At 71.0% G+C, this 25,394-nt stretch carries 21 protein-coding genes, 1 tRNA gene and 1 other RNA gene; 14 read left to right on the forward strand and 9 right to left on the reverse strand.

The genetic code is table 11. The features are described 5' to 3' along the window. Positions 1 to 192 precede the first annotated feature (192 nt). Complete coding sequence (locus tag OH804_RS29270; protein WP_406060806.1) at positions 193 to 855, forward strand: pentapeptide repeat-containing protein; 663 nt, start codon at positions 193 to 195, stop codon at positions 853 to 855. Positions 856 to 925: 70 nt separating this feature from the next. Here OH804_RS29270 and OH804_RS29275 read toward each other — a convergent pair. Continuing rightward, a tRNA-Ser gene (locus OH804_RS29275) sits at positions 926 to 1,010 on the reverse strand. Positions 1,011 to 1,092: 82 nt separating this feature from the next. Between OH804_RS29275 and ffs the strand changes: the two genes are divergently transcribed. Together ffs and OH804_RS29285 are read left to right on the forward strand one after the other, a co-directional pair. Beyond that, an RNA gene (ffs, locus tag OH804_RS29280) (signal recognition particle sRNA small type) lies at positions 1,093 to 1,182 on the forward strand. 224 nt (positions 1,183 to 1,406) lie between these two features. Further along, positions 1,407 to 4,544 carry a DNA polymerase III subunit gamma and tau gene (locus OH804_RS29285; RefSeq protein WP_406060808.1) on the forward strand — a complete coding sequence of 1,046 codons (3,138 nt, stop codon included), beginning with the start codon at positions 1,407 to 1,409 and terminating at the stop codon, positions 4,542 to 4,544. A 62-nt stretch (positions 4,545 to 4,606) separates the two neighbouring features. On the opposite strand, the gene OH804_RS29290 is transcribed toward OH804_RS29285, so the two are convergent. Further along, positions 4,607 to 5,278 (reverse strand): DUF998 domain-containing protein, encoded by a 672-nt coding sequence (locus OH804_RS29290; protein WP_406060810.1) that lies wholly within the window; start codon positions 5,276 to 5,278, stop codon positions 4,607 to 4,609. 202 nt (positions 5,279 to 5,480) lie between these two features. Here OH804_RS29290 and OH804_RS29295 point away from each other — a divergent pair, with 202 nt between their 5' ends. The 7 genes from OH804_RS29295 (at position 5,481) to OH804_RS29325 (ending at position 12,676) form a co-directional block, all read left to right on the forward strand. Next, complete coding sequence (locus tag OH804_RS29295; RefSeq protein WP_007466279.1) at positions 5,481 to 5,789, forward strand: YbaB/EbfC family nucleoid-associated protein; 309 nt, start codon at positions 5,481 to 5,483, stop codon at positions 5,787 to 5,789. Positions 5,790 to 5,797: 8 nt separating this feature from the next. Next, positions 5,798 to 6,391: a recombination mediator RecR gene (recR, locus tag OH804_RS29300; RefSeq protein ID WP_030328135.1), complete on the forward strand. Its 594-nt coding sequence runs from the start codon at positions 5,798 to 5,800 to the stop codon at positions 6,389 to 6,391. A gap of 314 nt (positions 6,392 to 6,705) precedes the next feature. Further along, on the forward strand, positions 6,706 to 8,367 hold the full coding sequence (locus OH804_RS29305; protein WP_406060813.1) for an ABC transporter substrate-binding protein: 1,662 nt from the start codon (positions 6,706 to 6,708) through the stop codon (positions 8,365 to 8,367). 85 nt (positions 8,368 to 8,452) lie between these two features. Further along, positions 8,453 to 9,457, forward strand: a complete 1,005-nt coding sequence (locus OH804_RS29310; protein ID WP_124776655.1) for an ABC transporter permease — start codon at positions 8,453 to 8,455, stop codon at positions 9,455 to 9,457. After that, positions 9,454 to 10,416 (forward strand): ABC transporter permease, encoded by a 963-nt coding sequence (locus tag OH804_RS29315; protein WP_196920182.1) that lies wholly within the window; start codon positions 9,454 to 9,456, stop codon positions 10,414 to 10,416. Before OH804_RS29310 ends, OH804_RS29315 begins: the two co-directional genes overlap by 4 nt. Before the next feature lie 66 nt (positions 10,417 to 10,482). Beyond that, entirely contained in the window at positions 10,483 to 11,496 is a 1,014-nt protein-coding gene (locus OH804_RS29320; protein ID WP_196920181.1) for an ABC transporter ATP-binding protein, read from the forward strand. 76 nt (positions 11,497 to 11,572) lie between these two features. Further along, on the forward strand, positions 11,573 to 12,676 hold the full coding sequence (locus tag OH804_RS29325) for an ABC transporter ATP-binding protein (protein ID WP_406060816.1): 1,104 nt from the start codon (positions 11,573 to 11,575) through the stop codon (positions 12,674 to 12,676). A 24-nt stretch (positions 12,677 to 12,700) separates the two neighbouring features. Here OH804_RS29325 and OH804_RS29330 read toward each other — a convergent pair whose 3' ends face one another. Then, on the reverse strand, positions 12,701 to 13,090 hold the full coding sequence (locus OH804_RS29330) for a hypothetical protein (protein ID WP_406066718.1): 390 nt from the start codon (positions 13,088 to 13,090) through the stop codon (positions 12,701 to 12,703). Further along, entirely contained in the window at positions 13,066 to 13,722 is a 657-nt protein-coding gene (locus tag OH804_RS29335) for an HNH endonuclease family protein (RefSeq protein WP_196920179.1), read from the reverse strand. The genes OH804_RS29330 and OH804_RS29335 overlap by 25 nt, the downstream gene beginning before the upstream one ends. A gap of 107 nt (positions 13,723 to 13,829) precedes the next feature. On the opposite strand from OH804_RS29335, the gene OH804_RS29340 reads away from it, so the two are divergent. Further along, complete coding sequence (locus tag OH804_RS29340) at positions 13,830 to 15,323, forward strand: MFS transporter (protein ID WP_196920178.1); 1,494 nt, start codon at positions 13,830 to 13,832, stop codon at positions 15,321 to 15,323. A 29-nt stretch (positions 15,324 to 15,352) separates the two neighbouring features. Here OH804_RS29340 and leuA read toward each other — a convergent pair whose 3' ends face one another. Together leuA and OH804_RS29350 are read right to left on the reverse strand one after the other, a co-directional pair. Then, entirely contained in the window at positions 15,353 to 17,104 is a 1,752-nt protein-coding gene (gene leuA / locus OH804_RS29345; protein ID WP_406060819.1) for a 2-isopropylmalate synthase, read from the reverse strand. 237 nt (positions 17,105 to 17,341) lie between these two features. Beyond that, positions 17,342 to 18,613, reverse strand: coding sequence for an MFS transporter (locus OH804_RS29350; RefSeq protein ID WP_406060821.1), 1,272 nt, complete (start codon positions 18,611 to 18,613; stop codon positions 17,342 to 17,344). Positions 18,614 to 18,690: 77 nt separating this feature from the next. On the opposite strand from OH804_RS29350, the gene OH804_RS29355 reads away from it, so the two are divergent. Further along, positions 18,691 to 19,677 carry a DUF5937 family protein gene (locus OH804_RS29355; protein WP_196920175.1) on the forward strand — a complete coding sequence of 329 codons (987 nt, stop codon included), beginning with the start codon at positions 18,691 to 18,693 and terminating at the stop codon, positions 19,675 to 19,677. 6 nt (positions 19,678 to 19,683) lie between these two features. Here the strand turns inward: OH804_RS29355 and OH804_RS29360 are convergent, their stop codons facing one another. Then, positions 19,684 to 20,214: a nitroreductase family protein gene (locus tag OH804_RS29360; RefSeq protein WP_196920174.1), complete on the reverse strand. Its 531-nt coding sequence runs from the start codon at positions 20,212 to 20,214 to the stop codon at positions 19,684 to 19,686. Between the two features lie 84 nt (positions 20,215 to 20,298). Beyond that, entirely contained in the window at positions 20,299 to 21,087 is a 789-nt protein-coding gene (locus OH804_RS29365; protein WP_406060824.1) for a hypothetical protein, read from the reverse strand. 259 nt (positions 21,088 to 21,346) lie between these two features. Between OH804_RS29365 and OH804_RS29370 the strand changes: the two genes are divergently transcribed. Both OH804_RS29370 and OH804_RS29375 read left to right on the forward strand, forming a co-directional pair. Further along, on the forward strand, positions 21,347 to 22,612 hold the full coding sequence (locus OH804_RS29370; RefSeq protein ID WP_196920172.1) for an aspartate kinase: 1,266 nt from the start codon (positions 21,347 to 21,349) through the stop codon (positions 22,610 to 22,612). Positions 22,613 to 22,617: 5 nt separating this feature from the next. Next, positions 22,618 to 23,679 carry an aspartate-semialdehyde dehydrogenase gene (locus tag OH804_RS29375; protein ID WP_196920171.1) on the forward strand — a complete coding sequence of 354 codons (1,062 nt, stop codon included), beginning with the start codon at positions 22,618 to 22,620 and terminating at the stop codon, positions 23,677 to 23,679. A gap of 141 nt (positions 23,680 to 23,820) precedes the next feature. Here the strand turns inward: OH804_RS29375 and OH804_RS29380 are convergent, their stop codons facing one another. Continuing rightward, a complete protein-coding gene (locus OH804_RS29380) occupies positions 23,821 to 25,230 on the reverse strand; it encodes a diguanylate cyclase (protein ID WP_406060827.1) in 1,410 nt (469 codons plus the stop codon). Positions 25,231 to 25,394: the final 164 nt, after the last annotated feature.

Here is a 25,394-nt window from a genome sequence, read left to right on the forward strand (position 1 = left end):
TAACGGTCGGAGCTGCGACGGGTCGTCGGGCCGTTCAGGCCCGCCGGGCGAACTCGGTGACGAACGCGCGCCAGGCCGCGGGCGCGAAGGCGAGCGCCGGGCCGGTCGGGTCCTTTCGCCGAGTGCGTTGGCCGATCTCAGGGCGCGGGTCGCTGATCGACCGGAGTGGGACGGCAAGGTGGTGTTCGACAAATGAGTAAGTACAAGCGTGCCAGCGGCGACGTGATCCGCTGGCCAGACAGCCCCGACGCGCGGGAAGCGCTGGAGGAGTGGTTCGCCGATGCTTCCGCCACGGCGTACCTGTCGGGGGATTTTCTTGATTTTCGCGGCGCGGACCTGAGCCGTCTCGACCTGACCGGCGCGTATCTCGCCAACTCCCACCTGGTCGGCGTCCGATTCGAGGAAGCCAACCTCGGCGATGCCAACCTGACCAACGCCGAGTTGCAGGGCGCGGATTTCTCCTTCGCCGACCTGGCCAAGGCGGAAATGGTCGGTTGCTCGGCCGGTAAAGCGTTGTTCCGCTCGGCCCGGCTGTTCGCGGTGCAGCTCGACGACGCCGTTCTGGAAGGGGCGGATCTCCGCCACGCGATCCTCAATTCCGCCAAGCTCTACAAGACCGATCTGCGCGGCGCCAATCTTGAGCTGGCCAGCCTGCGCTGGTGCACGCTCGGCGGCACGAGCATGCCGACGGTGCTGACTGGCGCGAGGATGTTCGGCTGCCAGTTCGAGGGCGCGAAGGGTGCCGTCGTCGGCCCGGTCCTCGTCGACGAGGAAGCGACCCGGTCCCTCGGCGGCGCCGAGCTGGAGGCGTGGTTCTCGGGGCAGGGCGCGGAGCACGTCCAGGTGGTGGGCTGACGCCACCGCACAGACGACTCAGGGCCGGTCCCTGTGGGGCCGGCCCTGTCGTTGGTGCTGCTCAGGCGAGCGGAGGATACGAGATTCGAACTCGTGAGGGTGTAAACCCAACACGCTTTCCAAGCGTGCGCCCTAGGCCTCTAGGCGAATCCTCCGCGAGCCAGGATACAGGCCCGTGTCGGCCGGGCCACCCCACCACCCCCTGAAGATCGACCGGCGGTCGGGTAGGCTGGGCGTCACCTCCCGTGCGGCGGTATCTCGTGAACCTCCCCAGGGCCGGAAGGCAGCAAGGATAAGCGAGCTCTGCCGGGTGCACGGGAGGCCTTTTTGTCTGTGGGCCGGTTGATCCACTCGGCATCCATGATGTCGCGGTGTCCTGGCCACGCGGACACCGCGGTTTCCAGGAAGCCGAGTCGATCAAGGCCCGTAGCCGAGTTGATCAGGCCCTGGCGGCCCGGTCGATCAGGCGCGGCATCCGTGGCGCCGGGGTGGTGGGTGGTCACCCGCGCCCGACCGGCGCAGAATGGCTCGGTCGAGAGGAGGCGGGACGAGTGACGCTGGCGCTCTACCGCAAGTACCGGCCGCGTACCTTCGCTGAGGTCATCGGTCAGGAGCACGTGACCGAGCCGCTGTCGCAGGCGCTGCGCAGCGGGCGGCTCAACCACGCCTACCTCTTCTCCGGCCCGCGCGGCTGTGGCAAGACCACCAGCGCCCGGATCATGGCCCGCTCGCTCAACTGTGAGCAGGGCCCCACTCCCGAGCCGTGCGGCAAGTGTGACTCCTGCCGCTCGCTGGCGACCGACGGTGCCGGCTCCATCGATGTGATCGAGATCGACGCGGCAAGCCACGGTGGCGTCGACGACGCCCGCGAGCTGCGCGAGCGTGCCTTCTTCGCGCCGGCCAGCAGCCGCTTCAAGATCTACATCATCGACGAGGCGCACATGGTCTCGACCCAGGGCTTCAACGCCCTGCTCAAGCTGGTCGAGGAGCCCCCGGAGTACGTCAAGTTCATCTTCGCCACCACCGAGCCGGAGAAGGTCCTCGGCACGATCCGGTCGCGGACCCACCACTACCCGTTCCGGCTGTTCCCGCCGAAGGTGGTCCGCCCGTACCTGGAGCAGCTCTGCGAGGCGGAGGGGGTCACCGTCGAGCCGGCGGTCTTTCCGCTGGTGGTGCGCGCCGGTGGCGGCAGCATGCGGGACAGCCTCTCCGTGCTCGACCAGCTCATCGCCGGCGCCGGCGCGGAGGGGGTCAGCTACGCCCGGGCCGTCGCGCTGCTCGGGGTCACCGACTCGGCGCTGATCGACGAGATGTGCGACGCGTTGGCCGCCGCTGACGGCGCCGCCGCGTACGCCACCGTCGACCGGGTCGCCGAGGCCGGGCACGACATGCGCCGGTTCGCCTCCGACCTGCTGGAACGGCTGCGCGACCTGATCGTGATCCAGCAGGTGCCGGACGCCGCCGCGAAGGGTCTCATCGACGCCCCGGGCGACCAGATCGAGCGGATGGCCGCCCAGGCTTCGCAGCTCGGCTCGGCCACGCTGTCCCGCTGCGCCGACATCGTGCACGACGGCCTGGTGGAGATGCGCGGCACCACAGCACCCCGCCTGCTGCTGGAGCTGATCTGCGCCCGGATGCTGCTGCCCGGCGTGGACGACTCCACCGGCGGCCTGCTCCAGCGCCTCGAGCGGATGGAACGTCGGCTCACAGTGGGCGGCACCGACGCGCCGTCGGCCACCGCCGGCTCCGCGCCGGCCACCAACCCAGGGGTACGCCCACAGCCAGCCACCCCGGTCCCGGCTGCCGCCACCCCTGCACCCGTGAACGCCCCGACCTCCGCACCGCCGTGGGCGGTCGACCCGGCCCAGGGGGCCGCGGCCTCGGGCGCTTCCGCCCCGGCTGCTTCAGTCACCGGTGCACCCGCCTCGCCCGCTCCGACCTCCGGTGCACCGGCCTCGCACGTCTCGGCGGCCGGCTCGCCAATCCCGGCGTCCCCCGGTGCGTCGACCGGGTTGGCTGACCAGGCCGTACCCGTCTCGCCCGCCGGGCCGACCCCGCGTCGCGCGGTGCCACCGTCGGCGGTGCTGCCCGACCCGGCCACGCCCGCGCCGCCCCGACCGGGCGCGCCCGCCGCCGCCCTGGACGCGGTAGCGGTCCGCCGGGTCTGGCCCGACGTGGTCGGCAAGGTCAACCGGACCAACAAGCGGATCGCCGCATTGATGCGCGACGCTGTGGTCCGCGAACTCGACGGCGACATGCTGGTACTGACGGTGAAGTCCACAGTGCTGGCCAAGATGATGGCCGACCACGCGGCGGTACTCACCGACGCGCTCTACGAGGAGTTGGGCGGGCGCTGGCAGATCCGGTGCGAGGTGGCCGGCGAGCGCGGTGGCGTGTCGCTGTCCAGCTCACCCCGCTCGCAGCCTGCCGCACCGGCCCGACCCGCCGCCCCGCCCGCCGCCGGCCCGACGAGTGCGCCGCCAGCCACGCCAAGCTCGAACGCGCCTAGCTCGAACGCTGCGTCTGGCTCGAACGCGCCTAGCTTGAGCCCTGCGCCAGGCTCGAATGCCGCGCCTGGGTCGAACCCCGCGCCAGGGTCGAGCGCTGCGTCAGGTTTGAACCCCGCGCCAGGGTCGAGCGCTGCGCCAGGGTCGAGTGCTGCGTCTGGGTCGAACCCCGCGCCTGGGGCGAACCCCGCGCCTGGCTCGAATGCCGCGCCAAGCGCGAATTCCGCAGGCTTCAGCGCCGCGCCTGGCTCGAACGCGGCGCCAAGTGCGAACGCCGCCGGACCGGGGACTGTGGCACCCAACGCCCCGACCGCCGCTGCCGGGCCGACGAACGCCCCGTCCACCGCGGTGAACCCGAGCGGCGCTGCCGGCCCGGCTTCGCATGGCGGTGTCGGCGCGGGTTCCGGTGGTCACGGTGCCGGTCGGCAGGGTGCGGCACGGTCCGCCCCGGCGGACGACGAGGGTGACTGGCCGGAGGCCGCCCGCCCCGGCGGCGGTGCCCCGGCCGCCGAAGCGATGGACGACGAGGACTGGCCGGAGGCCGCCCGCCCCGGCGGTGCGTCGGCCGGAAACGAGTCGTCCGCATCGGCGTCGACCGCCCCGACCGGCGGCGGCCCGACCGGCGGCGGCTCCAACGGCGGCGGCCCGAACGGCGGCGGCCCGAACGGCGGCGGCCCGAACGGCGGCGGCCCGAACGGCGGTAACCCCGGCAGCGGTAACCCCAACGGCGGTGGCGCGAGCGGCACCGGGCCAGGCGGTTCGGGCGGTCCCGGGGCGGCTGCCGGTGGCGGTAAGCCGGGCGGACGGGGTAACCCGACACCGGCGGCCCGGCAGCCGGCGACAGCCGGTGGTGCGCCGGTGAGCAGCGCCATCGCCGCGGCTCGCGCGGCGGCGGCGGGGCGCGGTGCGCGTACCGGAGCGGCAGCCCGGCCTGTCGCGGACGCCGAATGGGCCGGCGAGCCGCCCTACGACCCGGACTTCGACGGTCCGGCGCGGGCCGGCCGGCCCGGCGGCGCGGCACCGGCGGCGGCCCCTGCGTTTGAGGGGTTCGACCCGGGCGACGAGCCGTTGGACGAGATCATCGACGAGAAGACCGCGCGGGAGTCCAGCGAGGAGCAGGCGGTACGGCTGCTCCGGGAGACCTTCGGAGCCGAGAAGATCAACGAAGTCGACGCCCGCTGACAACCCCGCCCTCGGCTCGGCGATCTTGCAGTTTCGGTGGCCGTCTTGGGCGGAATAGCGGCTTATGTCGACGCAGAAAGTGCAAGATCGCGTAGGCGAGGGGTTTCGGCCAGCAGGACGCCCAGGGCGCAGGCCCAGAGGGGGAAGGGTAGGACGGCCACCCGTTCCATGCCGCCTACCCCGATCCCCAGGCCCTGCTGGGCGAAGAACAGCACCGTTCCGGCCAGCGCGATGAGCCCGGCGGTGAGGGTGAGCCGTCGCCATCGGCCGAGCGTCGTGCCGTGTGGTGCGAATCCGGCGAGGAGCAGGCCGATGTTGCCTACCCCCATGATCAGGAATGCGCCGAGGACGTGCAGGTTCTCGTCGACGTCGGCCGGGTAGACGGCGGCGAGGGCGTATCCGCCGGCGGCCAGCAGCAACAGTGTCTGGGCCGAGCGCACCACCGGGCCGTGGCCGAGGATCCGCCAGGTCAGCAGGAGCCCGACGACGAGCAGTACGGCGGTGGCCAGTATCGCGGTGTTCATCAGGGGGTGCCACGGTGAGCAGACGTAGCGGGGGCGGGTGGTGTCCCATACGCCGCAGTGGGCGTTGCCGAGGTCGCTGATGTTGTGGGTGGCCCAGCTGTAGGTCGGGTCGCGCCACCGCAACCCGGTGATCAGGCTGGCGACGAGGAAGATGGGCGCGGCCGCGAGCCAGCACAGCGCGCCGACCCGGCCGGTGCGGTTGAGGTTCATGCCACGAGCAGACCAGTGCGACGGGTCCCGTCGCACTACCCCCAGATGGCCGGTTCGGGGTAGGGGTAGCCGTACCCGGAAGGCTCGGCGTGGGCGGACGCACCGGGCGGGGCGAGGTCGGTCCCAGCGGATAGGCTGGTCGGCGGTCGAGCAGACGAGTGCGAGAAGGAGCCATCCCGTGCGCCCAGGTGGACAGCCGAACATGCAGCAGATGCTGAAGCAGGCGCAGAAGATGCAGCAGCAGATCGCCGCCGCCCAGGCGGAGTTGGCCGAGGCCGAGCTGACCGGCACCGCCGGTGGTGGGCTGGTCACCGCGACCGTCTCCGGCTCCGGTGAGCTCAAGGCCATCAAGATCGACCCGAAGGCCGTCGACCCGGATGACGTGGAGACGCTGGAGGATCTGGTCGTCGCGGCCGTGCACAACGCCGCCGAGGCGGCCCGGGAGCTGACCGAGCGCAAGATGGGCCCGGTCGCCGGCGGCATGGGCGGCCTCGGCCTGCCCGGTTTCTGAGCCGGCAGATGTACGAAGGTGCCATCCAGGATCTGATCGACGAGCTGGGTCGGCTGCCGGGCGTGGGCCCGAAGAGCGCTCAGCGGATCGCGTTCCACGTCCTCTCGGCTGATCCGGCCGACGTCAACCGGCTGGCCGGCGCGCTGCGCAAGGTCAAGGAGCTGGTGCGGTTCTGCACGACCTGCTACAACGTGGCCGAGTCCGAGCAGTGCCGGATCTGCCGCGACCCGCGCCGCACCGACGAGGTGCTGTGCGTGGTGGAGGAGCCCAAGGACGTGGTGGCCATCGAGCGGACGGGTGAGTTCCGCGGTCGCTACCACGTGCTGGGTGGCGCGATCAATCCGCTGGAGGGGATCGGCCCGGACAATCTGCGCATCCGGGAGCTGATGATCCGGCTCGGCGGCGGCGGGGTGCGGGAGCTGATCCTGGCGACGGATCCGAACACCGAGGGCGAGGCGACCGCCACCTACCTGGCGTTGATGGTGAAGCCGATGGGCATCTCGGTGACCCGGCTGGCCAGTGGGCTGCCGGTCGGCGGCGATCTGGAGTACGCCGACGAGATCACCCTCGGTCGGGCCTTCGAGGGGCGCCGCGCGGTCTGATCACCCTGACGTACGGCCGGTGGCCGGCACCCGCGTGGGTGCCGGCCACCGCCGCGTCTCTGCCCGGAAATGATCTGACACCTGTGCCCTCATCGGGGCTGTTCGACGTAACAGTTTGGCATCGCGGGTGCTGATTGATCGGTTTTTGCCGCTGTTTACCTACGAATCGAATGTCAAGCGGCGGTTGAGGCACGATCCGATACCAACCGTCCACTCAGCGGTTTCCGGGTGGTCGCCTCGGGAGCTATGGTCACCGCCATCGGTGACCCCTGTCACCACGTTGTCCGTACCCCCAAGGACGAGGTGAAGCACACATGCGTGCACCCAGGCCGAAGGTCGCGATCGCGGCCATCGCGGTCGCGGCCCTCGCGGTAGCAGGCTGCGCCGAGAGCAACCGCGACGACAAATCCGGCGGTAGCAAGAAGGACACCCTCGTCTTCGGCGTCGCCGGAGACCCGAAGGTGCTCGACCCGAGCTTCGCCAGCGACGGTGAGTCGCTGCGCGTGGCGCGTCAGGTCTTCGAGACCCTGGTCCGACCGGAGGAGGGTGGCACGAAGGTCACCCCCGGCCTGGCCGAGTCCTGGACCCCGGACGCCGCCGGCACCACGTGGACCTTCAAGCTCCGCTCGGGCGTGAAGTTCCACGACGGCACCGACTTCAACGCCGAGGCCGTCTGCGTCAACTTCAACCGCTGGTACAACGCCAAGGGCCTCATGCAGAGCCCGGACGTGACCGCGTACTGGCAGGACGTCATGGGCGGCTTCGCCAAGAACGAGAACGCGGACCTCCCGCCGAGTCTCTTCAAGTCCTGCGCGGCCAAGGACGCCACCACTGTGGACCTGTCCTTCACCCGGGTCTCCAGCAAGATCCCGGCCGCGCTGATGCTGCCCTCGTTCTCCATCCACAGCCCGAAGGCGCTGCAGGAGTTCGACGCGAGCAACGTCGCGGGCACCGCCGAGGACATCAAGTACCCGGCGTACGCGACGGAGCACCCCACCGGCACCGGCCCGTTCAAGTTCAAGACCTGGGACGTCGCCAACAAGACGCTGACGCTGGAGCGCAACGAGGACTACTCGGGCGCCAAGGCCAAGCTGAAGACCCTCATCTTCAAGACGATCTCGGACGAGAACGCCCGCAAGCAGGCGCTCCGCTCCGGTGACATCCAGGGCTACGACCTGGTTGGCCCGGCCGACGTCGAGCCGCTGAAGAGCGAGGGCTTCAACATGCTCACGCGCCCGGCGTTCAACGTGCTCTACCTGGCGATCAACCAGAAGGGCAACCCGAAGCTCGCCGACATCCGTGTCCGGCAGGCCATCGCGTACGCCCTGAACCGTCAGCAGCTGGTCACCTCCAAGCTGCCGCCGGGTGCCAAGGTCGCCGACAACTTCATGCCGGACACCGTTGAGGGCTGGAACGGTGACGTCACGAAGTACACCTACGACCCGGCCAAGGCGAAGGCGCTGCTGGCCGAGGCCGGCGCGTCGAACCTGACGCTGAAGTTCCACTACCCGACCGAGGTCACCCGGCCGTACATGCCGAACCCGAAGGACATCTTCGAGTTGCTCTCGGCGGACCTGAAGGCCGTTGGCATCACCGTCGAGGCGATCCCGCTGAAGTGGAGCCCGGACTACCTGAACGCCACCACCTCGGGTAGCAAGCACGACATCCACTTCCTCGGCTGGACCGGTGACTACGGCGACGCCTACAACTTCATCGGTACCTTCTTCGACCGGCCGAAGGACGAGTGGGGCTTCAACAACAAGGCCCTGTTCGACCAGTTCAAGGACGCGGACAGCACCGCCGACATCGCGGCCCGGACCGAGAAGTACAAGGCCCTGAACAAGTCCGTGATGGACTTCCTGCCCGGTGTGCCGATCTCGCACTCGCCGCCGGCGATCGTGTTCGGCAAGGACGTGACCGGCGTCAAGGCGAGCCCGCTCACCGACGAGCGGTACGCGACCGCCGAGTTCAAGTAAGTCCTGATCTGACGCAGCAAGGAACGCGGGCGGGCGCTGTCGCACAGCGCCCGCCCGCAACCCTCCGCACCCCTTCGAGGCCGCCGTGTTCCGGTTCATCGTCAGGCGCCTGCTTCAGCTGATACCCACGCTGTTCGGGCTCTCCCTCCTGCTCTTCATCTGGCTCCGCCGTCTCCCCGGCGGCCCCGAGACCGCCATCCTCGGCGAGCGCGGCACCCCCGAGATGCGGGCCGCCATCCGCCGCAACATGGGGCTCGACGAGCCCATCCTGGTGCAGTACGGCCGTTTCGTACGGCGGATGATCAAGCTCGACCTGGGCACGTCGACCTCCACCAAGCGGGCGGTCACCACGGAGTTCATCGAGCGCTTCCCCGGGACCGTCGAGCTGACCATCACCGCGATGATCATCGCGATCGGCGTCGGCATCCCGCTGGGCTATCTGGCCGCCCGTCGTCGCGGCCGCTTCCTGGACCACGCCTCCGTGGGCGGCTCGCTGATCGGCATCTGCATCCCGGTCTTCTTCCTGGGCTACGTGCTCAAAGCGATCTTCTCGGAGAACCTGCACTGGTTCCCGTCCAGCGGCCGGCAGGACCCGACGCTCGGAGCTACCCGCGTCACCAACTTCTTCGTCCTGGACGGGTTGATGACCCGTGAGTGGGACGCCGCCGCCGACGCCCTCTGGCATCTGGTGCTACCCAGCATCGCGCTGGCCAGCATCCCGCTGGCGATCATCGTCCGGATCACCCGGGCGAGCGTGCTGGAGGTGCTGAACGAGGACTTCGTACGGACCGCCGAGGCGAAGGGCCTGACCGAGCAGACGGTTCGTCGCCGGCACGTCCTGCGCAACGCCATGCTGCCGGTCGCCACCTCGATCGGTCTGCTCGCCGGCGGCCTGCTCTCCGGCGCGGTGCTGACCGAGACCGTCTTCGCCTTCAGCGGCATCGGAGCATTCGTCGCCGAGGCCATCGGCCAACGCGACTATCCGGTGCTGATGGGCTTCATCCTGATCATCGCGGTGGTGTACGTGTTGGTGAACCTCCTGGTCGATCTCTCCTACAGCTTCATCGACCCGAGGGTGAGGGTGCGATGACACTCAGCCCAGGGAAGAAGCGCGAAAAGATCGACCGGCTCTCCGAACTGGCCGCCCGGGACGACGAGCGGGGCGTCAGCCTCTGGCAGGAAGCGTTCCGCCGGCTGCGCGGCAACCCGGCCGCGATCGTCGGCGCGATCATCCTGGCGCTCTTCGTGCTGGTCGCGGTGGTCGGCCCGTTCCTCGTGCCGTACGCGGCGACGGACACGATCGGCATCCGGGAGGGGCTGATCAAGCCGGGTGTCATTCCCGGCCCGACCGGTGACCACTGGTTCGGTTACGACCACCAGGGCCGCGACGAGTTCAGCCGGATGATCGTGGGTGCCCGCCAGACCCTGCTGGTCGGCGTGGTCTCCACCCTGATCGGTCTGGCGATCGGGGCGCTTATCGGTGGCGTCTCCGGCGCGGCGGCCGGTCTCGGTGGCCGGTGGGGGCGGTGGATCGACACCACCCTGATGCGCTTCATCGACATGCTGCTGGCGATGCCGAGCCTGCTGCTGGCGGTGAGCATCGCCGCCCTGCTCGGGGCCAGCCTGACCACCGTGATGATCGCGGTCGGTGTGGTCTCGGTGCCGGTCTTCGCCCGGCTGCTGCGCGGCTCGATGATCTCCCAGGCCAACAGCGACTACGTGCTGGCGGCGACCTCGCTCGGCGTCAAGAAGTCGAAGATCGCGCTGACCCACGTGGTGCCGAACTCGCTCGCCCCGGTGATCGTGCAGGCCACCCTGACCCTGGCCACCGCGATCATCGAGGCCGCGGCGCTCTCCTTCCTCGGCCTCGGCAACCCGGACACCGCCGTACCGGAGTGGGGGGTCATGCTCGCCGACGCGCAGCAGTACCTCGGCATCCGGCCGTCGCTGGCGATCTACCCGGCGGTCGCGATCATCATCACCGCGCTCGGCTTCACCCTGCTGGGTGAGGCGATGCGCGAGGCCCTCGACCCGAAGCTGCGGAAGTAGGCCCGGCATGTGTGAAGCGCGAGGAGTGAGCTTGCGAGCCCCGCAGTCGCGAACGGAGGGCCAGTAATGGCACTGCTCGAAGTTGAAGATCTCTCCGTCACGTTCGCCCGCCGCGGTCAGCGGGCCGTGCACGCTGTCGACGGAGTGTCCTTCTCGGTCGACGCCGGTGAGGTGGTCGGCCTGGTCGGCGAGTCTGGCTGCGGCAAGAGCGTCACCTCGCTCGCGATCATGGGCCTGTTGCCCAAGCAACCTGGCCTCCGGGTCGGCGGCAAGGCCGTCTTCGACGGCACCGACCTGCTCCAGCTCGACGACCGGTCGCGGCGGGACATCCGGGGTCGGGACATCGCGATGATCTTCCAGGACCCGCTCTCCTCGCTGAACCCGGTGATCCCGATCGGGTTGCAGGTGACCGAGGTCCTCACCCGACACCGGGGGATGAAGGGCGAGACCGCGGCGAAGGAGGCGGCGGCGCTGCTGGACCGGGTCGGCATCCCCGACCCGAAGCGGCGGCTCAAGGAGTACCCGCACCAGCTTTCCGGTGGGATGCGCCAGCGTGCGCTCATCGCGATGGCGGTGGCCTGCCAGCCCCGCCTGCTGATCGCCGACGAGCCGACCACAGCGCTGGACGTCACCATCCAGGCCCAGATCCTGGAACTGCTCAAGGAACTGGTCCGGGACTCCGGCACTGCGCTGTTGATGATTACGCACGATCTGGGCGTGGTGGCCGGCATGTGCGACACCGTCAACGTGCTCTACGGCGGCCGGGTGGTCGAGACGGCCCGCCGTCGTCCGCTGTTCCGCCAGCCGCGTCACCCGTACACGGTGGGTCTGCTCGGCTCGGTGCCGCGCCTGGACGCCGGGCGGGGCGAGAAGCTCAACCCGATTCCCGGTTCGGTCCGCGACCTGCTGCCCTGGCCGGACGGTTGCGCCTTCGCCCCGCGCTGCGCCCGCCGGATCGACGAGTGCGTGGGTGAGCCGCCCGAGTTGGTGCACGCGCACGACGGACGGAGCTACCGGTGCGTCAACCCGGAGCCGCTGCCGGGCATGGTGCCCGCCCCGCGCGAGGAGGAATCAGCGTGAGCGAGCGTAGCGAGCGAACCATCAGGCACAGCAGCGTGGCGTCTCGCGCCAGCGCGGAGCGAAGCGGAGTGCTGGCGTGAGCGAGAACGACATCCTCGTCGAGGTGCGCGACCTGAAGGTGCACTTCCCGATCAAGCGGGGGGTGCTCTTCGACCGGGTGGTCGGCCAGGTGAAGGCCGTCGACGGGGTCGACCTGAGCATCGCGCGGGGCAAGACGTACGGCCTGGTGGGTGAGTCCGGTTGCGGCAAGTCCACGCTGGGCCGGGCGCTGCTGCAGCTCACCCCGCCGACCGCCGGTGAGGTCAGCTTCGACGGCGTCGAGCTGACCACACTGCCGGCGGGCAAGCTGCGCAGCATGCGTCGGCGGATGCAGATGATCTTCCAGGATCCAATGTCCAGCCTCGACCCCCGGCAGAACGTCGAGTCGATCCTGACCGAGGGCCTGCAGACCCACGGGATCGGCACCGACCGCACCGACCGTCGACGGATCATCGGCGAGACCTTGGACGCGGTCGGGCTGCCGCGCTGGGCGCTGTCCCGCTACCCGCACGAGTTCTCCGGCGGTCAGCGGCAGCGCATCGGCATCGCCCGCGCGCTGGTGCTCGGGCCGGAGCTGATCGTCGCCGACGAGCCGGTCTCGGCGCTCGACGTGTCGATCCAGGCCCAGGTGGTCAACCTGCTGGACGAACTCCAGGACAGTCTGGGGTTGACCTACCTGGTGATCGCGCACGACCTCGCGGTGGTCCGGCACATCTCCGACACGGTCGGTGTCATGTACCTGGGGGCGCTGGTCGAGGAGGCGCCGAGCGACAGGCTCTACACCGAGCCGCTGCACCCGTACACCCGGGCGCTGATGTCCGCGGTGCCGGTGCCGGACCCGGACGTCGAGGACCGCCGGGAGCGCATCCTGCTCGCCGGTGACCTGCCGTCGCCGGCCAACCCGCCGTCGGGCTGCCGCTTCCACACCCGCTGCCCGTGGGCGCAGCCCACCCGCTGCGCCGACGAGCGACCGGTGCTGCGGGACATCGGCGCCAGCCGGGTGGCCTGCCACTTCGCCGAGCAGATCGCCAGCGGCGAACTGCGCCCGCACGGGGTCAGCGCGCAGGTCGTCCGACCCGAGGGCGAGGGGGACGCGCCGGGCGTGGTCTCCGCGCCCACCGAGCCCGGCTCGTACGTCTGAGACTGGACGCGGTGCCGGCGCTCGTCAGCCCTCGGGGCGGTTCAGCAGCCCCACGGCGACGCCGTGCACCGCGTCCAGCCCGGCCGGGTCGGCCAGCGTGACCGACGTGCCGGTCACCACGTACCACTCGTCCGCGTCCTTGTACTGCACCCGCACTGTGACAGTGCCGTCCGCGTACTCGGTGCGCAGCGTCAGGTCACCGGTGACGACGCCGACCTCGTCGGTCATCACGCCACCGGGGCCGGGCACGATGTCCGTGGTGCGGCTCTGCGGGCCGGCCGCGCCCCCGGAGTCAGCGACCATGCCGGCACCCGGCACGGCTGCGGGGGTCTCGGCGGTGCCGTCCGCTGTCATGCCGGCGGCGGACGGGCCGCTCTCCCCGGCGGCGCTCACGAATCGCTCCCCACTGAACAGCCCTCCAACATGTCGGTCAGGGCGGTCTTCTCGGCGCTGGTCACCGTCAACCGCCAGTAGTGCTTGACCGTCACCCAGTCCTGGGCGTATTTGCACCAGTAAGATCGGTTTGCCGGCTTCCACTGGGACGGGTCCTGGTCACCCTTTGCCCGGTTCGACGAGGCGGAAACCGCGAAAAGCTGCGGACGAGTGGTGTCGTTGGCGAAATCGCCGCGCTTCGCGTTGTCCCACTCGTCGGCACCCGAGCGCCACGCGTTGGCCAACGGCACCATGTGGTCGATGTCCACGTCGGAGGGATCCGAGAAGCTGCGACCGTCGTACACGCTCTCCCAGCGCCCACCGACCACGTTGCAGCCGGAGAGCTTCACCTCCTTGCCGTCGCGTTGGAGGATGCTGTCCCGGACATCGCAGTTCTTGCCGGTGTCCCGCCAGTGCGGGAAACGCTCCCGGCTGTAACCCTTCATCGAGCCGGCGGTAGCGACGGTGAGCTGACTCAACTGCTCCGCGGCGTTGCCACCGTCGCTCGGCGGCGGTGTGGTCGGCTCATCCTGCGGGACGCAACCGGCCACGCCGAGCGCCAGCGCCGCGGTAAGCGCGGCCACCGCCGCTCGCGGTCCTGATCTGGTACGCACAGACGACACCTCTCCAGCTTGGGGGCTCCCGGCGATTGCGCACAGTACCCGGGCACGGTTTCGGCGTTTCGTGGCGTCTCCCACATGATGCAAGGCAGATTGGTGGGATGACCGCACCCGTACCGGCGACCGCCCTCCGAATGGGCACCACCGCCGGCCGGGGCACGCTGCTCGCCGCCGTACTCGCCTCTGGCATGGTCTTCCTCGACAGCACCGTCGTCAACGTGGCGCTGCCGAAACTCGGCCAGGACCTCGGCGCGAACGTGGCCGATCTCCAGTGGACCATCAACGGCTACCTGCTGATGCTCGCGGCGTTCGTGCTGCTCGGCGGCGCGCTCGGCGACCGCTTCGGCCGGCGACGCATCTTCCTCATCGGCGTGCTCTGGTTCACCGCCGCCTCCGTTCTGTGTGGGCTGGCCCAGGGCACCGGTTGGCTGATCGGGGCCCGGTTCCTCCAGGGCGCCGGTGGCGCGCTGCTCACGCCCGGGTCGCTGTCGGTCCTCCAGGCGAGCTTCCACCCCGACGACCGGGGCCGGGCCATCGGCGCCTGGGCCGGGCTGTCCGGGGTGTCCACAGCGCTGGGCCCGTTCATCGGGGGCTGGCTGATCGACACGCTCTCCTGGCGCTGGATCTTCTTCCTCAACCTGCCGATCGCCGTGCTGGTGCTGCTGGCCGCCCTGCGCTGGGTGCCGGAGAGCCGGGACGAGAGCGCCTCCCGGACCCAGGGGCGGGGTCGGGCCCGACGGCGGTTCGACGTCGCCGGAGCCCTGCTCGGAGCGCTCGCGCTCGCCGGCGTCACCTACGCCCTGATCGACGCGCCGGCCCGCGGGTTCGACTCCGCCGAGGTGCTGATCGCGGCAGCGGTCGGGGTGCTCTCCGCAGTGGCCTTCGTCCTGCTGGAGCGGCGGCGCGGCGACGCCGCGATGCTGCCCACCGGGCTGTTCAGCAGCCGACTCTTCTCGGTGCTGAACCTCTTCACAGTGGTCGTCTACGCGGCGCTCGGCGGCTTCACCTTCTTCTTCGCCGTCTACCTGCAGAACGTCGTCGAGTGGTCGGCCTTCCGCACCGGCATCGCGTTGCTGCCGATGACAGTGCTGCTGCTGGTCGGGTCCGCGCGGGCCGGTGCGCTGTCGGCGCGGATCGGCCCCCGGCTGCCGCTCGCCATCGGACCGGTGGTCGCCGCTGTCGGTCTGCTGCTGCTGCGCGGCGTCGGACCGGGCGCGTCGTACTGGCGGGACGTGCTGCCCGGGGTGCTGCTCTTCGGCATCGGGCTGACCCTGGTGGTGGCGCCGCTGACCGCGTCGGTGCTGGCCGCCGTGCAGGACCGGTTCTCCGGGGTGGCCAGCGGGTTCAACAACGCCGCGTCCCGGGCCGGCGGCCTGCTCGCGGTGGCGGCGCTGCCGCTGCTGGTCGGGCTCTCCGGCGGCGGGTACGAGCAGAAGGCCGAGCTGACCGACGCGTTCCGGGCCGCGATGGAGTGGTGCGCCGGGCTGCTCGTGGCCGGCGCGGTGCTGGCGCTCGTGCTGGTCCACCGGCCGCCCCGGGAAGCACCGCCGTCCCAGCCCTGCCACTCGCTGCCCGCCGCGACACCCCCGAAGTAGAGATCCACCTCGGGGGTGTCGCGCGAAGGTCAGCGGCGGGCGCGGTTGACGGCGCTGGTGACCGCCTTGATCGACGCGGTGACGATGTTGGCGTCGGTGCCGACACCCCAGACCGTCTTCCCGTCCACCTCACACTCCACGTACGCGGCGGCCTGCGCGTCACCACCGGAGGAGAGCGCGTGCTCGTGGTAGTCGAGCACCCGCACACCCACCCCTACCGACTGGAGCGCGTTGACGTACGCGTCGATCGGGCCGTTGCCGACCGCGGCGAGGGACCGCTGCTCGCCGCCCACACCGACCTGGGCCTCGATCTCGACCTTGCCGTCGGCCGTGCCGATCGTGTAGCCGGCCAGCCGGACCGCCGGGTCGGGCTGGTGGTCGAGCAGATAGTGCGTCGCGAAGATCTCCCACATGGCGGCCGGGTCGACCTCGCCGCCGTCGTGGTCGGTGACCTGCTGCACCACTCCGGAGAACTCGATCTGGAGCCGGCGCGGCAGGTCCAGCTGGTGCTCGCTCTTCATGATGTACGCGACGCCGCCCTTGCCGGACTGCGAGTTGACCCGGATGACGGCCTCGTAGGTGCGGCCCAGGTCCTTCGGGTCGATCGGCAGGTACGGCACCGCCCAGGTGTGCTCGTCCACCGGTACGCCGGCCGCCTTCGCGTCGGCGGCGAGGGCGTCGAAGCCCTTCTTGATCGCGTCCTGGTGCGAGCCGGAGAAGGCGGTGTAGACCAGGTCGCCCGCGTACGGGTGCCGCTCGTGCACCGGCAGCTGGTTGCAGTACTCGACGGCTCGCCGGATCTCGTCGATGTTCGAGAAGTCGATCATCGGGTCGATGCCCTGGGAGAAGATGTTGAGCCCCAGGGTCACCAGGTCGACGTTGCCGGTGCGCTCACCGTTGCCGAACAGGCAGCCCTCGATGCGGTCCGCGCCGGCGAGCAGGCCCAGCTCGGCGGCGGCCACACCGGTGCCCCGGTCGTTGTGCGGGTGCAGGCTCAGCACCACGCTGTCCCGGCGCGGCAGGTGCCTGTGCATCCACTCGATCGAGTCGGCGTACACGTTGGGGGTGGCCATCTCGACGGTGGCCGGCAGGTTGATGATCAGCGGCCGGTCCGGGGTCGGGTCGATCACGTCGATCACCCGGGAGCAGACCTCCAGCGCGTACTCCAGCTCGGTGCCCGTGTAGGACTCCGGCGAGTACTCGTAGAAGATCTCCGTGTCCGGGGTGTGGATCTCCGCGTACTTCTGGCAGAGACGAGCGCCGGTGGTGGCGATGTCGGCGATGCCGTCCCGGTCCAGGCCGAAGACCACCCGCCGCTGGAGGGTGGAGGTCGAGTTGTAGAAGTGCACGATGGCCCGCTTCGCCCCGCGCAGCGACTCGAACGTCCGGTCGATCAGGTGCTCCCGGCACTGCGTGAGCACCTGGATGGTGACGTCGTCCGGGATCATGTCGTCTTCGATGAGCTGCCGGACGAAGTCGAAGTCGGTCTGGCTGGCCGACGGGAAGCCGACCTCGATCTCCTTGTAGCCCATCTGGACCAGCAGCTGGAACATCCGGCGCTTGCGCTCGGGCGACATCGGGTCGATCAGGGCCTGGTTGCCGTCGCGGAGATCCACGGCGCACCAGCGGGGGGCGGCCTCGACGGCGCGGGTGGGCCAGGTGCGGTCCGGCAGTTCGACGCGGAACTGCTCCTGGTACGGCTGGTAACGGTGGTACGGCATCCGGCTCGGGCGTTGCCGGGCGATCGGATCGGTATCAGCGTCGGTGACAGGTTGAGCCATCTCAGAGTGCTCCCTGGAACATGTGGCGTCAGCAGATCGGAAGGTGTCGGCGAGATGCCGGGCGACGGTGCGCGGCGGTGCCGAGAGGAAGTTCGGATGTGCTGGACGGCGCGATGCGACTCCGCGACGAGGTGCCGGCCGGTCAGGCCTCGTCGCGGCGGCTAAGGAGGAGAAGCGCCTGCCACATGACCAGGTCACCCTACGTGATGGAACGGGGGGTGGAAAGACAGGTCCGGACTATGGGACCGGAGTCATGGCCGGCTCTGCGGCCTCGGCACCCAGCCTCGGCGTCCGTTGCGCCCAGGCCACCGCGGGCACGATCGCCACCGCTACCAGCACGAAGATCGCTGCCGTCGGTAACCAACCCCACCCGCCGGTGGTCACCCCGAGCGCGGTCAGCCCTGCCGGCGCGATCAGGTACTGGACCTGCACGCCGAGTCCGAGCGCCCCCACGTAGGCACCGCGCTGGTCGGCCGGCGGCAGGGTGGCGGTGAGCCCCCAACTGCCCGCCGACTCGATCAGCTCGGCCAGGATCAGCAACATGGCGGCAGCCACCAGCACCGCGACGGTCAGCAGGCCCCTGGTGACCCCGGAGATCGGCAGAACCAGACAGAACAGGGCGATCAGCAGCCCGCCCCGGCGAGAGGCCCGGGCCGCGCCCGCCGCGGTGTCCGCGCCCCGGCTGACACGCACCTGGAGCAGCACGATCAGGATCGTGTTGAGCAGCACCAGCCCGGCGATCATCGTCTTCGGGGCGTCGGTGTGGGTGAGGATCCAGAGCGGCATGACCGTCAGGTAGAGCACCCCGTGCGCGGTGAGCAGCCCGGACAGCACTGACACCGCCATGAACGGCCGGTCCCGCAGCACGGCGAGCCGACTCATCGGCTCCGCCGGTCGGGCCACCTGCGGCAGCCGGGGCAGGCGCCGCACGAAGAGGGCCGTCACGAGGAAGACCGTCGAGATGAACCAGACCATTCCCCGGTACGCCGTGATCGTGTCCACCGCCAGCACCAGGCCGCTGATCACCGCGCCGAGCCCGAAGCCGACGTTCAGCGACGAGCGCTGGTACGCCATCGCGGTGACCCGTTCGGCCGGCGGGAGCGCGTTGATCGAGTAGACCTGTCGGGCCACGCCGACAGCGGCGTCCACGGCGGCCAGCGCCACCACCACGGCGAGGAAACCGGCGAAGCCGCCCACGAACGGGTAGGTCGCGAAGAGCGCCGCGTTCAGCACCAGCCCCACCACCCAGACCCGCTGCGGTCCGTACCGGTCGGTGAGCCCACCCAGCGGCACCGTGCCCAGCAGCGACACCCCCGCCGCGATCGACAGCCCGAGCCCCACCTGGGCGGCGCTGAGCCCGAGCGCCCGGGTGAAGAAGACGGCGCTGCCGGCGTGGAACAGCCCGCTGCCCACGGCGTAGACCATGGCCTGCACGGCCAGGGCGCGGGTCAGCCCGGCCGGCGGTATGACGTCTCGGACGGCGGTGCGGATGGTTTCTCTGGTCCCCATGGTCGGGGAGTGAATCCGGTCCCCGTGACCTTGGTCGAGTCTTTTAGGCTGGACCGAATCCTGCTCCTGGGGGGCGTGTGTCCGAGTTGCGGTTCAGCCTGGCCGACGTGGCGGGAGTACGCCTCGCCGTGTCACCGGCCAACGAGACGGTCATGAGCATGTGGGCGCTGGCCAACCCGATCCGCTACGCGGTACACCTGCCCTGGGTCGACCGGGCCCGGGTGACGTTGCGTCGTCCCGAGGTGGCCGACCGGGTCCGACCTCTGGTGGGGTTGGTCGTGCCGGGTCGCTGGCTGCCCGACTTCCTCACCCCGGCGGCCCGACCGAACGTGGAGATGGCCGAGCAGCTCGACCAGATCGCCGCGACGCCGCCGGCCGTGGTGGTCCAGGACCTGCTGTCGACCACCTGGCAAAAACCGCTGAGCCCGTTCGGACGGGCGCTGCTCGCCGACCCCGGCGGGCTGCTGCCGCAGGTCGTCGAGGCGGTGCGGGTCTGGTACGACGAGGCGATCGCCCCGGACTGGCCGCGGATGCGGGCGCTGCTCGACGCCGACGTGGCGTACCGGGCCGCGCAGCTCGCCGAGAACGGCGCCGGTCGGTTCTTCGAGCAGCTCCACCCGAGCCTGCACTGGCACGGCGACCGGGTGATCAGCGACGACACGTTCGAGCGGGACTTCGACCTCCGCGGCCGCGGGCTGGCGCTGAACCCAACGGTGTTCACCGAGCAGCACGTGCTGTGGAACCTGCTGGAGGATTCGCTGCCGGTCGGCGCGTATCCGGTCCGTGCCGTCGGGACGCTCTGGGAGGCGACCGCGCCGCCACCCGGGGACCCACTGGCACGGGTGATCGGGCCGGGCCGGACCGCGCTGCTGCACCTGCTCGAGACGGCGCTGACCACCACCGACCTGGCCCGACTCACCGGGATGTCCGCCGGAAACGTCTCCCAGCACCTGGCCGCGCTGCACGGCGCCGGCCTGGTGTCCCGGTCCCGCGAGGGTCGGCACGTCCTGTACCGCAACACCGACGCCGCGGCGGTCCTCCTCCGGGCCAGCCGGGGCGGGTGAGCCCGCTCAGCGCAGCAGCAGGTCGGCGACCGGACGGCGGCGACGCAGGCCGGTCTCCCGGGCTCGCAGCTCGGTCGGGAGAGCGAACGGGTCCCCGAGCCGGCCGACGGCGGCGACCACCAACGGGCGGACGCCGCCGGGCAGGTCGAGCTCGGTGGAGAGGCCGGCCCGGTCGAACCGGGTGAGCTGGTGCACGTGCAGCCCGAGCGCGGTGGCCTGCACTGTCAGGTGGGCGATCGCCTGGCCCAGGTCGTACGCGGCCCGCTCGGTGTCGAGGCCGGTGTGGGCACCGACCACCAGGGTCGCTGCGTGCCGGATCCAGTTCTGGTCGTCGACCGGGAGGCTGATCAGGATCCGTTTCCAGGTCTCGTCGTCGCGGTGGCCGAGGGCGAACCGCCAGGGCTGCCCGTTCTCCGCCGACGGGGCCCAGCGGGCGGCCTCAAGGAGCGAGGCGGATTCCTCCGGAGCCAGCTCGGCGCTCGGGTCGAAGGCTCGCGGACTCCAGCGGTAGGCGAGCAGCGGGGTGAGATCGGCCATACGTCGGATCGTCCTGTATGGGTGATTCGCCCCTCAGGAGGGGGTGGTCGAATGTGGGCAAGAGCACCCGTAACGGGACGAAGATCAGGACGTTCCCGCGCCCGGGCTCTCCGACGGGTCCGGGGTCGGTGGCGCCGCGGTGTCGAGCGGTTCCCGGTCGACCACCACCGGGCCGGCCAGCTGCACGGTGGCCGGCGCCGGGGCGGGCGGGGCGGCCAGTCTCAGCGTCCCGGCCGCGGTTCGGACGCCGGTCGGCGTGCCGTCCCCGTCGTAGCAGTAGATGCCCACATCCAGCGGGGCGTTGAGCGACGCCGAGGTGGAGTCCACCGAGTAGCAGGTGCCGTTGAGGCCCTCCGGCGCGTTGGCCGGGGCGACCGCCAAGGGGGCGCGTCGGTCGGTGAGCACGTCCAGCCAGTCGGTGAGCAGGTGCTGGACCCGAGGGTCCGACCGGCGTGGCACCACGTCGTCGCGATCACCCAGGCGTACGCAGCTCGCCGACTCGCTGTGACCGGCCGACGGCAGGGCGCACTGGAACAGCCCGTCGGCCGTGCCGGCCATCGAGACGTCGGCGGTGCCACCCAACGCGCCTCCCGGCACGTCGACCCGCCAGCTGCCGTCGTTCGCGCTGGTGAACACGATGGTGCGATCCGGTTGACCCGCCTGGCTGTAGACGTACTGGGCCACCAGGTGACGGTCCTGAGCTGCCGCGGCCAGCGCGGCCAGCTCATCCCGGGCGGCGTCCACCTCGACCGGCCCCGGATCGGCGGGCGGCGGAGCCGGTGGCTGCTCACTGGTGCAGGCGACCAGGAGTGCCGGCAGGGCGAGGACGAGCGGCCCGAGCACGCGGCCGGCCGAGCGGGTGAGGACGGGCACCGGCCCATTCTGGTGGGTGCGGGCGGTCGGTGGGTGCCGACGCGTACCCGGCTCGTCCCGGCGTGTCGGACCGGGCGTTTCCGCGTACCCATCCGACCTGGTGGGAGCGGCCCGGCCGGTCCCGGGCGGGCCGGATGGTGGGATCACCTGACCCGGCGTCGTTACCTGCCGGATACCCTCATGGGGTCTGACACGCGCCGCCGGCCCCGGTTCCGGCGGCGTCGGCACGCTCAGGGTCGCTGGGAGGGAGTGCACCGTCGTGGCACTCGTGGTGCAGAAGTACGGCGGGTCCTCCGTCGCCAACGCCGAGCGGATCAAGCGGGTGGCCGAGCGCATCGTCGCCGCCCGCAAGGCCGGCGACGACGTGGTGGTGGTGGTCTCCGCGATGGGCGACACCACCGACGAGCTGCTCGACCTGGCCAACCAGGTCAGCCCGCTGCCGCCGGGCCGCGAACTGGACATGCTGCTCACCGCCGGGGAGCGGATCTCCATGGCCCTGCTGGCCATGGCCATCCACAACCTGGGGTACGAAGCACGCTCGTTCACCGGTTCGCAGGCCGGCGTGATCACCACCTCGGTGCACGGCCGCGCCCGGATCATCGACGTCACCCCAGGGCGGCTCAAGGGCGCGCTCGACGAGGGGTCGGTGGTCATCGTGGCCGGCTTCCAGGGCGTCTCGCAGGACACCAAGGACGTCACCACGCTGGGCCGCGGTGGTTCGGACACCACCGCCGTGGCGCTCGCCGCCGCCCTGCACGCCGACGTCTGCGAGATCTACACCGACGTGGACGGCATCTTCACCGCCGACCCGCGGATCGTGCCCAACGCCCGGCACATCCAGCACATCACCTACGAGGAGATGTTGGAGCTGGCCGCCTGCGGCGCGAAGGTGCTGCACCTGCGTAGCGTGGAGTACGCCCGGCGGGCGGGGTTGCCGATCCACGTCCGTTCGTCATACTCGACCAACACCGGCACGATGGTCACCGGATCGATGGAGGACCTTTCCGTGGAGCAGGCACTGATCACCGGGGTCGCGCACGACCGCAGCGAGGCCAAGATCACGATCGTCGGGGTGCCCGACGAGCCGGGTGCCGCCGCGCGGATCTTCGACACCGTCGCCGGCGCCGAGATCAACATCGACATGATCGTGCAGAACGTCTCCACCGAGGGCACCGGCCGGACGGACATCTCGTTCACCCTGCCCAAGGCCGACGGCCCCACCGCGATGGCCGCGCTCAGCAAGATCCAGGAGCCGGTCAAGTTCAAGGGCCTGCTCTACGACGACCACGTCGGCAAGGTCTCACTGATCGGCGCGGGCATGCGCTCGCACCCCGGGGTGGCGGCCGGCTTCTTCGCCGCGCTCGGCGCGGCCGGGGTCAACATTGAGATGATCTCCACCTCCGAGATCCGGGTCTCCGTGGTCTGCCGGGACACCGACCTCGACGCCGCCGTCCGCGCCATCCACGACGCGTTCGAGCTGGGCGGCGACAGCGAAGCCGTCGTCTACGCGGGGACGGGTAGGTAGCGCCGATGACGGCGCTGCCCACCCTCGCAGTGGTCGGAGCGACAGGTGCCGTCGGCACCGTGATGTGTGAGCTGCTCACCGGGCGGCGCAACGTCTGGGGTGAGATCCGGCTGCTCGCCTCCGAGCGTTCCGTCGGGCGCCGGGTGCGCTGCCGGGGCGAGGAACTCGTCGTCCAGGCGCTGACCCCCGAGGCGTTCGACGGGGTCCAAGTGGCCATGTTTGACGTGCCCGACGAGGTCTCCGCCGAGTGGGCACCCATCGCCGTCTCCCGTGGCGCGATCGCTGTCGACAACTCCGGCGCGTTCCGGATGGACCGCGACGTCCCGCTGGTCGTTCCGGAGATCAACCCCGAGCAGGTCCGCAACCGGCCCCGGGGCATCATCGCCAACGCCAACTGCACCACCCTCGCGATGATCGTCGCGGTCGCGCCGCTGCACCGTGAGTACGGCCTGCGAGAGCTTGTGCTCGCCTCCTACCAGGCGGTCTCCGGAGCCGGTCAGTCCGGCGTCGACATCCTGCACGACCAGCTCACCAAGGTCGCCGGCGATCGGGCGCTCGGCTCGCGCACCGGCGACGTACGCCAGGCGGTCGGCGACGACCTGGGCCCGTTCCCGGCACCCATGGCGCTCAACGTGGTGCCCTGGGCCGGCTCCCCGGCGGACAGCGGCTGGTCATCGGAAGAGATGAAGATCCGCAACGAGTCGCGCAAGATCCTCGGCCTCCCCGACCTCAAGGTCTCCGCCACCTGCGTCCGGGTGCCGGTGGTCACCGCCCACTCGGTCGCGGTGCACGCGGTCTTCGCCACCGAGGTCGACGCCGAGGGCGCCCGCGAGGCGCTGCGCAACGCCCCCGGGGTGATCCTGGTCGACGACCCGGCGGCCGGGGAGTTCCCGATGCCGATCGACGCAGTCGGCACCGACCCGTCCTGGGTCGGTCGGATCCGCCGTGCGCTCGACGACCCCCGGGCTCTGGACTTCTTCGTGACCGGCGACAACCTCCGCAAGGGCGCGGCCCTCAACACCGCCCAGATCGCCGAACTCCTAGCCAAGGAACTCCGCACCCCCTAGCCGCCCCGCGCCAGCCCGCGCCCCACCCCCGCTGCGGCGATCTTGCACTTTCTGCGCCGGCATAAGGGATCAGAGCGACAAAACGACGACCGAATGTGCAAGATCGGCGCGGGGGTCGGCGCGGGCGCGGGGTCGGCGCTGTTACGCGGCGGAGAGCAGGACGCCGTCTCGGCCCTGGCGTTTCACCGCGTAGAGGGCCTGGTCGGCCCTTTTCAGTGTGCGGTCGGGGGTTTCGCCCGGGCGGGGCAGGGCGACGCCCACGCTGATCGTGCGGCCGATGCGTCGGGCCGCCTCGGTCAGCCGTTCGGCGATCCGGACCGCCTCCTCCGGACGGCTCACCTCGATCACCGCCACGAACTCGTCGCCGCCGATCCGGTACAACTCGTCGCCGTGCCGCAGCGCCCCCTCCAACGCCCGGGCCAACCCGACCAGCACCCGGTCACCGGCCTGGTGGCCGTACGTGTCGTTGACGGTCTTGAAGCCGTCCACGTCGATGGCCAGCAGGGCCGTACGCCCGGGGGTGGCCGCCGCGATCCGCTGCCCGAACGGGCCGGTGTGCCGCAACCCGGTCAGCGGGTCGGAGCTGGCCTGCTCCCGCAGCCGGGTCAGCGTGCGTAGTCGGTCCACGCTCGTCCACGCCTGCCCGGCGAGCAACTCCATCAGGCTGACAGTGGTCGGGTCCGGACGCAGCGCCCGTTCGTCGGCAACCAGCAGCACCCCACCGGCGTCCGTCGGCCCGACCGGCACCGCGACCAGCGTGCGTACCCCCGCCCGGGTCAGCGGACGGTAGTCCTCGGTCGGGGGGTGCCCGGCCTCGCCCAGCGTGTACCCGGCGCCGTACCGGTGTGCCCGCTCGACCATCCGGTCCAGGGCGGCCGGACCCGCCGCAGCCAACTCGGCGCGGATCCGGGTCTCCAGGTCGCTCGGCGTCGCCGGGGACGGGCCGAGCTGCCCGCCGATCAGCAGCAGTGCGGTGGAGAGCGTGGAGACCTCCCGGGCGGCGCGGGCCGCCGCCCCCATCACCTCCCCCTCGGTCGGCGCGGAGGAGAGCGCCGCCGCGTGGCGAAGCAGCTTCTCACTGCGGCTCTCCTCCGGTGGGCCACCGAGGGCGGTGATCCGCGCACCGAGCCCGTCGGCCAGCCGCTGCGCGGTCTCCCGCCACGGCTCCAGGTCGGTCGGCTCACTCCACTGCAGGTCGAGTACGCCGATCGCCCGGCCCGTCGGGTCCAGGACCGGTACGCACAGCTCGGCGGTCACATCCGGGCGGACCGGCAGGTAGTCCGGGTCGACTGTGACGTCCGGGACGACAGCGGGAGCGCCGGTCGCGTACACCCGGCCGACGATGCCGGTCCGTGCCGGCACGGTGGCGAAGACCTGCCACGCCCCGGTTGCCGCGACGCAGCGCAGGCGGTCGTGGACCGCGAGCAGCACGGAGATGGTCGCCGGGGTGTGGCGGGACAGCGCGGTGACCGTCCACCGACACGCCTCCGGCGTGCTCGACGCCATCGGCAGGCGGACGGTGACGTCACGGATGACTCGCTGATGATCCACTCGCACGTCGTTCCAGGTAGGGGAGGGGCCCGGCCGACGCCGAACCGCTCGATCAAGCGTACTCACGGCGGCCGGGACCGACCCGGCTTCGTACACACGTGCTATCCACAGGCTGTGGACGCAGCCTGTGGACGCGTGCCCCACGGAATGCCGGCCCTGGCGAT

The organism is Micromonospora sp. NBC_00860, from assembly GCF_045207375.1.
GTDB lineage: Bacteria > Actinomycetota > Actinomycetes > Mycobacteriales > Micromonosporaceae > Micromonospora > Micromonospora vinacea.

Bases quoted from the DNA above. Each gene is read 5' to 3' on its own strand.
- OH804_RS29270 (WP_406060806.1), top strand. From the start codon at position 193: ATGAGTAAGTACAAGCGTGCCAGCGGCGACGTGATCCGCTGGCCAGAC.
- OH804_RS29290 (WP_406060810.1), bottom strand. From the start codon at position 5,278: ATGAACCTCAACCGCACCGGCCGGGTCGGCGCGCTGTGCTGGCTCGCG.
- OH804_RS29295 (WP_007466279.1), top strand. From the start codon at position 5,481: ATGCAGCAGATGCTGAAGCAGGCGCAGAAGATGCAGCAGCAGATCGCC.
- recR (WP_030328135.1), top strand. From the start codon at position 5,798: ATGTACGAAGGTGCCATCCAGGATCTGATCGACGAGCTGGGTCGGCTG.
- OH804_RS29305 (WP_406060813.1), top strand. From the start codon at position 6,706: ATGCGTGCACCCAGGCCGAAGGTCGCGATCGCGGCCATCGCGGTCGCG.
- OH804_RS29315 (WP_196920182.1), top strand. From the start codon at position 9,454: ATGACACTCAGCCCAGGGAAGAAGCGCGAAAAGATCGACCGGCTCTCC.
- OH804_RS29320 (WP_196920181.1), top strand. From the start codon at position 10,483: ATGGCACTGCTCGAAGTTGAAGATCTCTCCGTCACGTTCGCCCGCCGC.
- OH804_RS29340 (WP_196920178.1), top strand. From the start codon at position 13,830: ATGACCGCACCCGTACCGGCGACCGCCCTCCGAATGGGCACCACCGCC.
- leuA (WP_406060819.1), bottom strand. From the start codon at position 17,104: ATGGCTCAACCTGTCACCGACGCTGATACCGATCCGATCGCCCGGCAA.
- OH804_RS29350 (WP_406060821.1), bottom strand. From the start codon at position 18,613: ATGGGGACCAGAGAAACCATCCGCACCGCCGTCCGAGACGTCATACCG.
- OH804_RS29360 (WP_196920174.1), bottom strand. From the start codon at position 20,214: ATGGCCGATCTCACCCCGCTGCTCGCCTACCGCTGGAGTCCGCGAGCC.
- OH804_RS29375 (WP_196920171.1), top strand. From the start codon at position 22,618: ATGACGGCGCTGCCCACCCTCGCAGTGGTCGGAGCGACAGGTGCCGTC.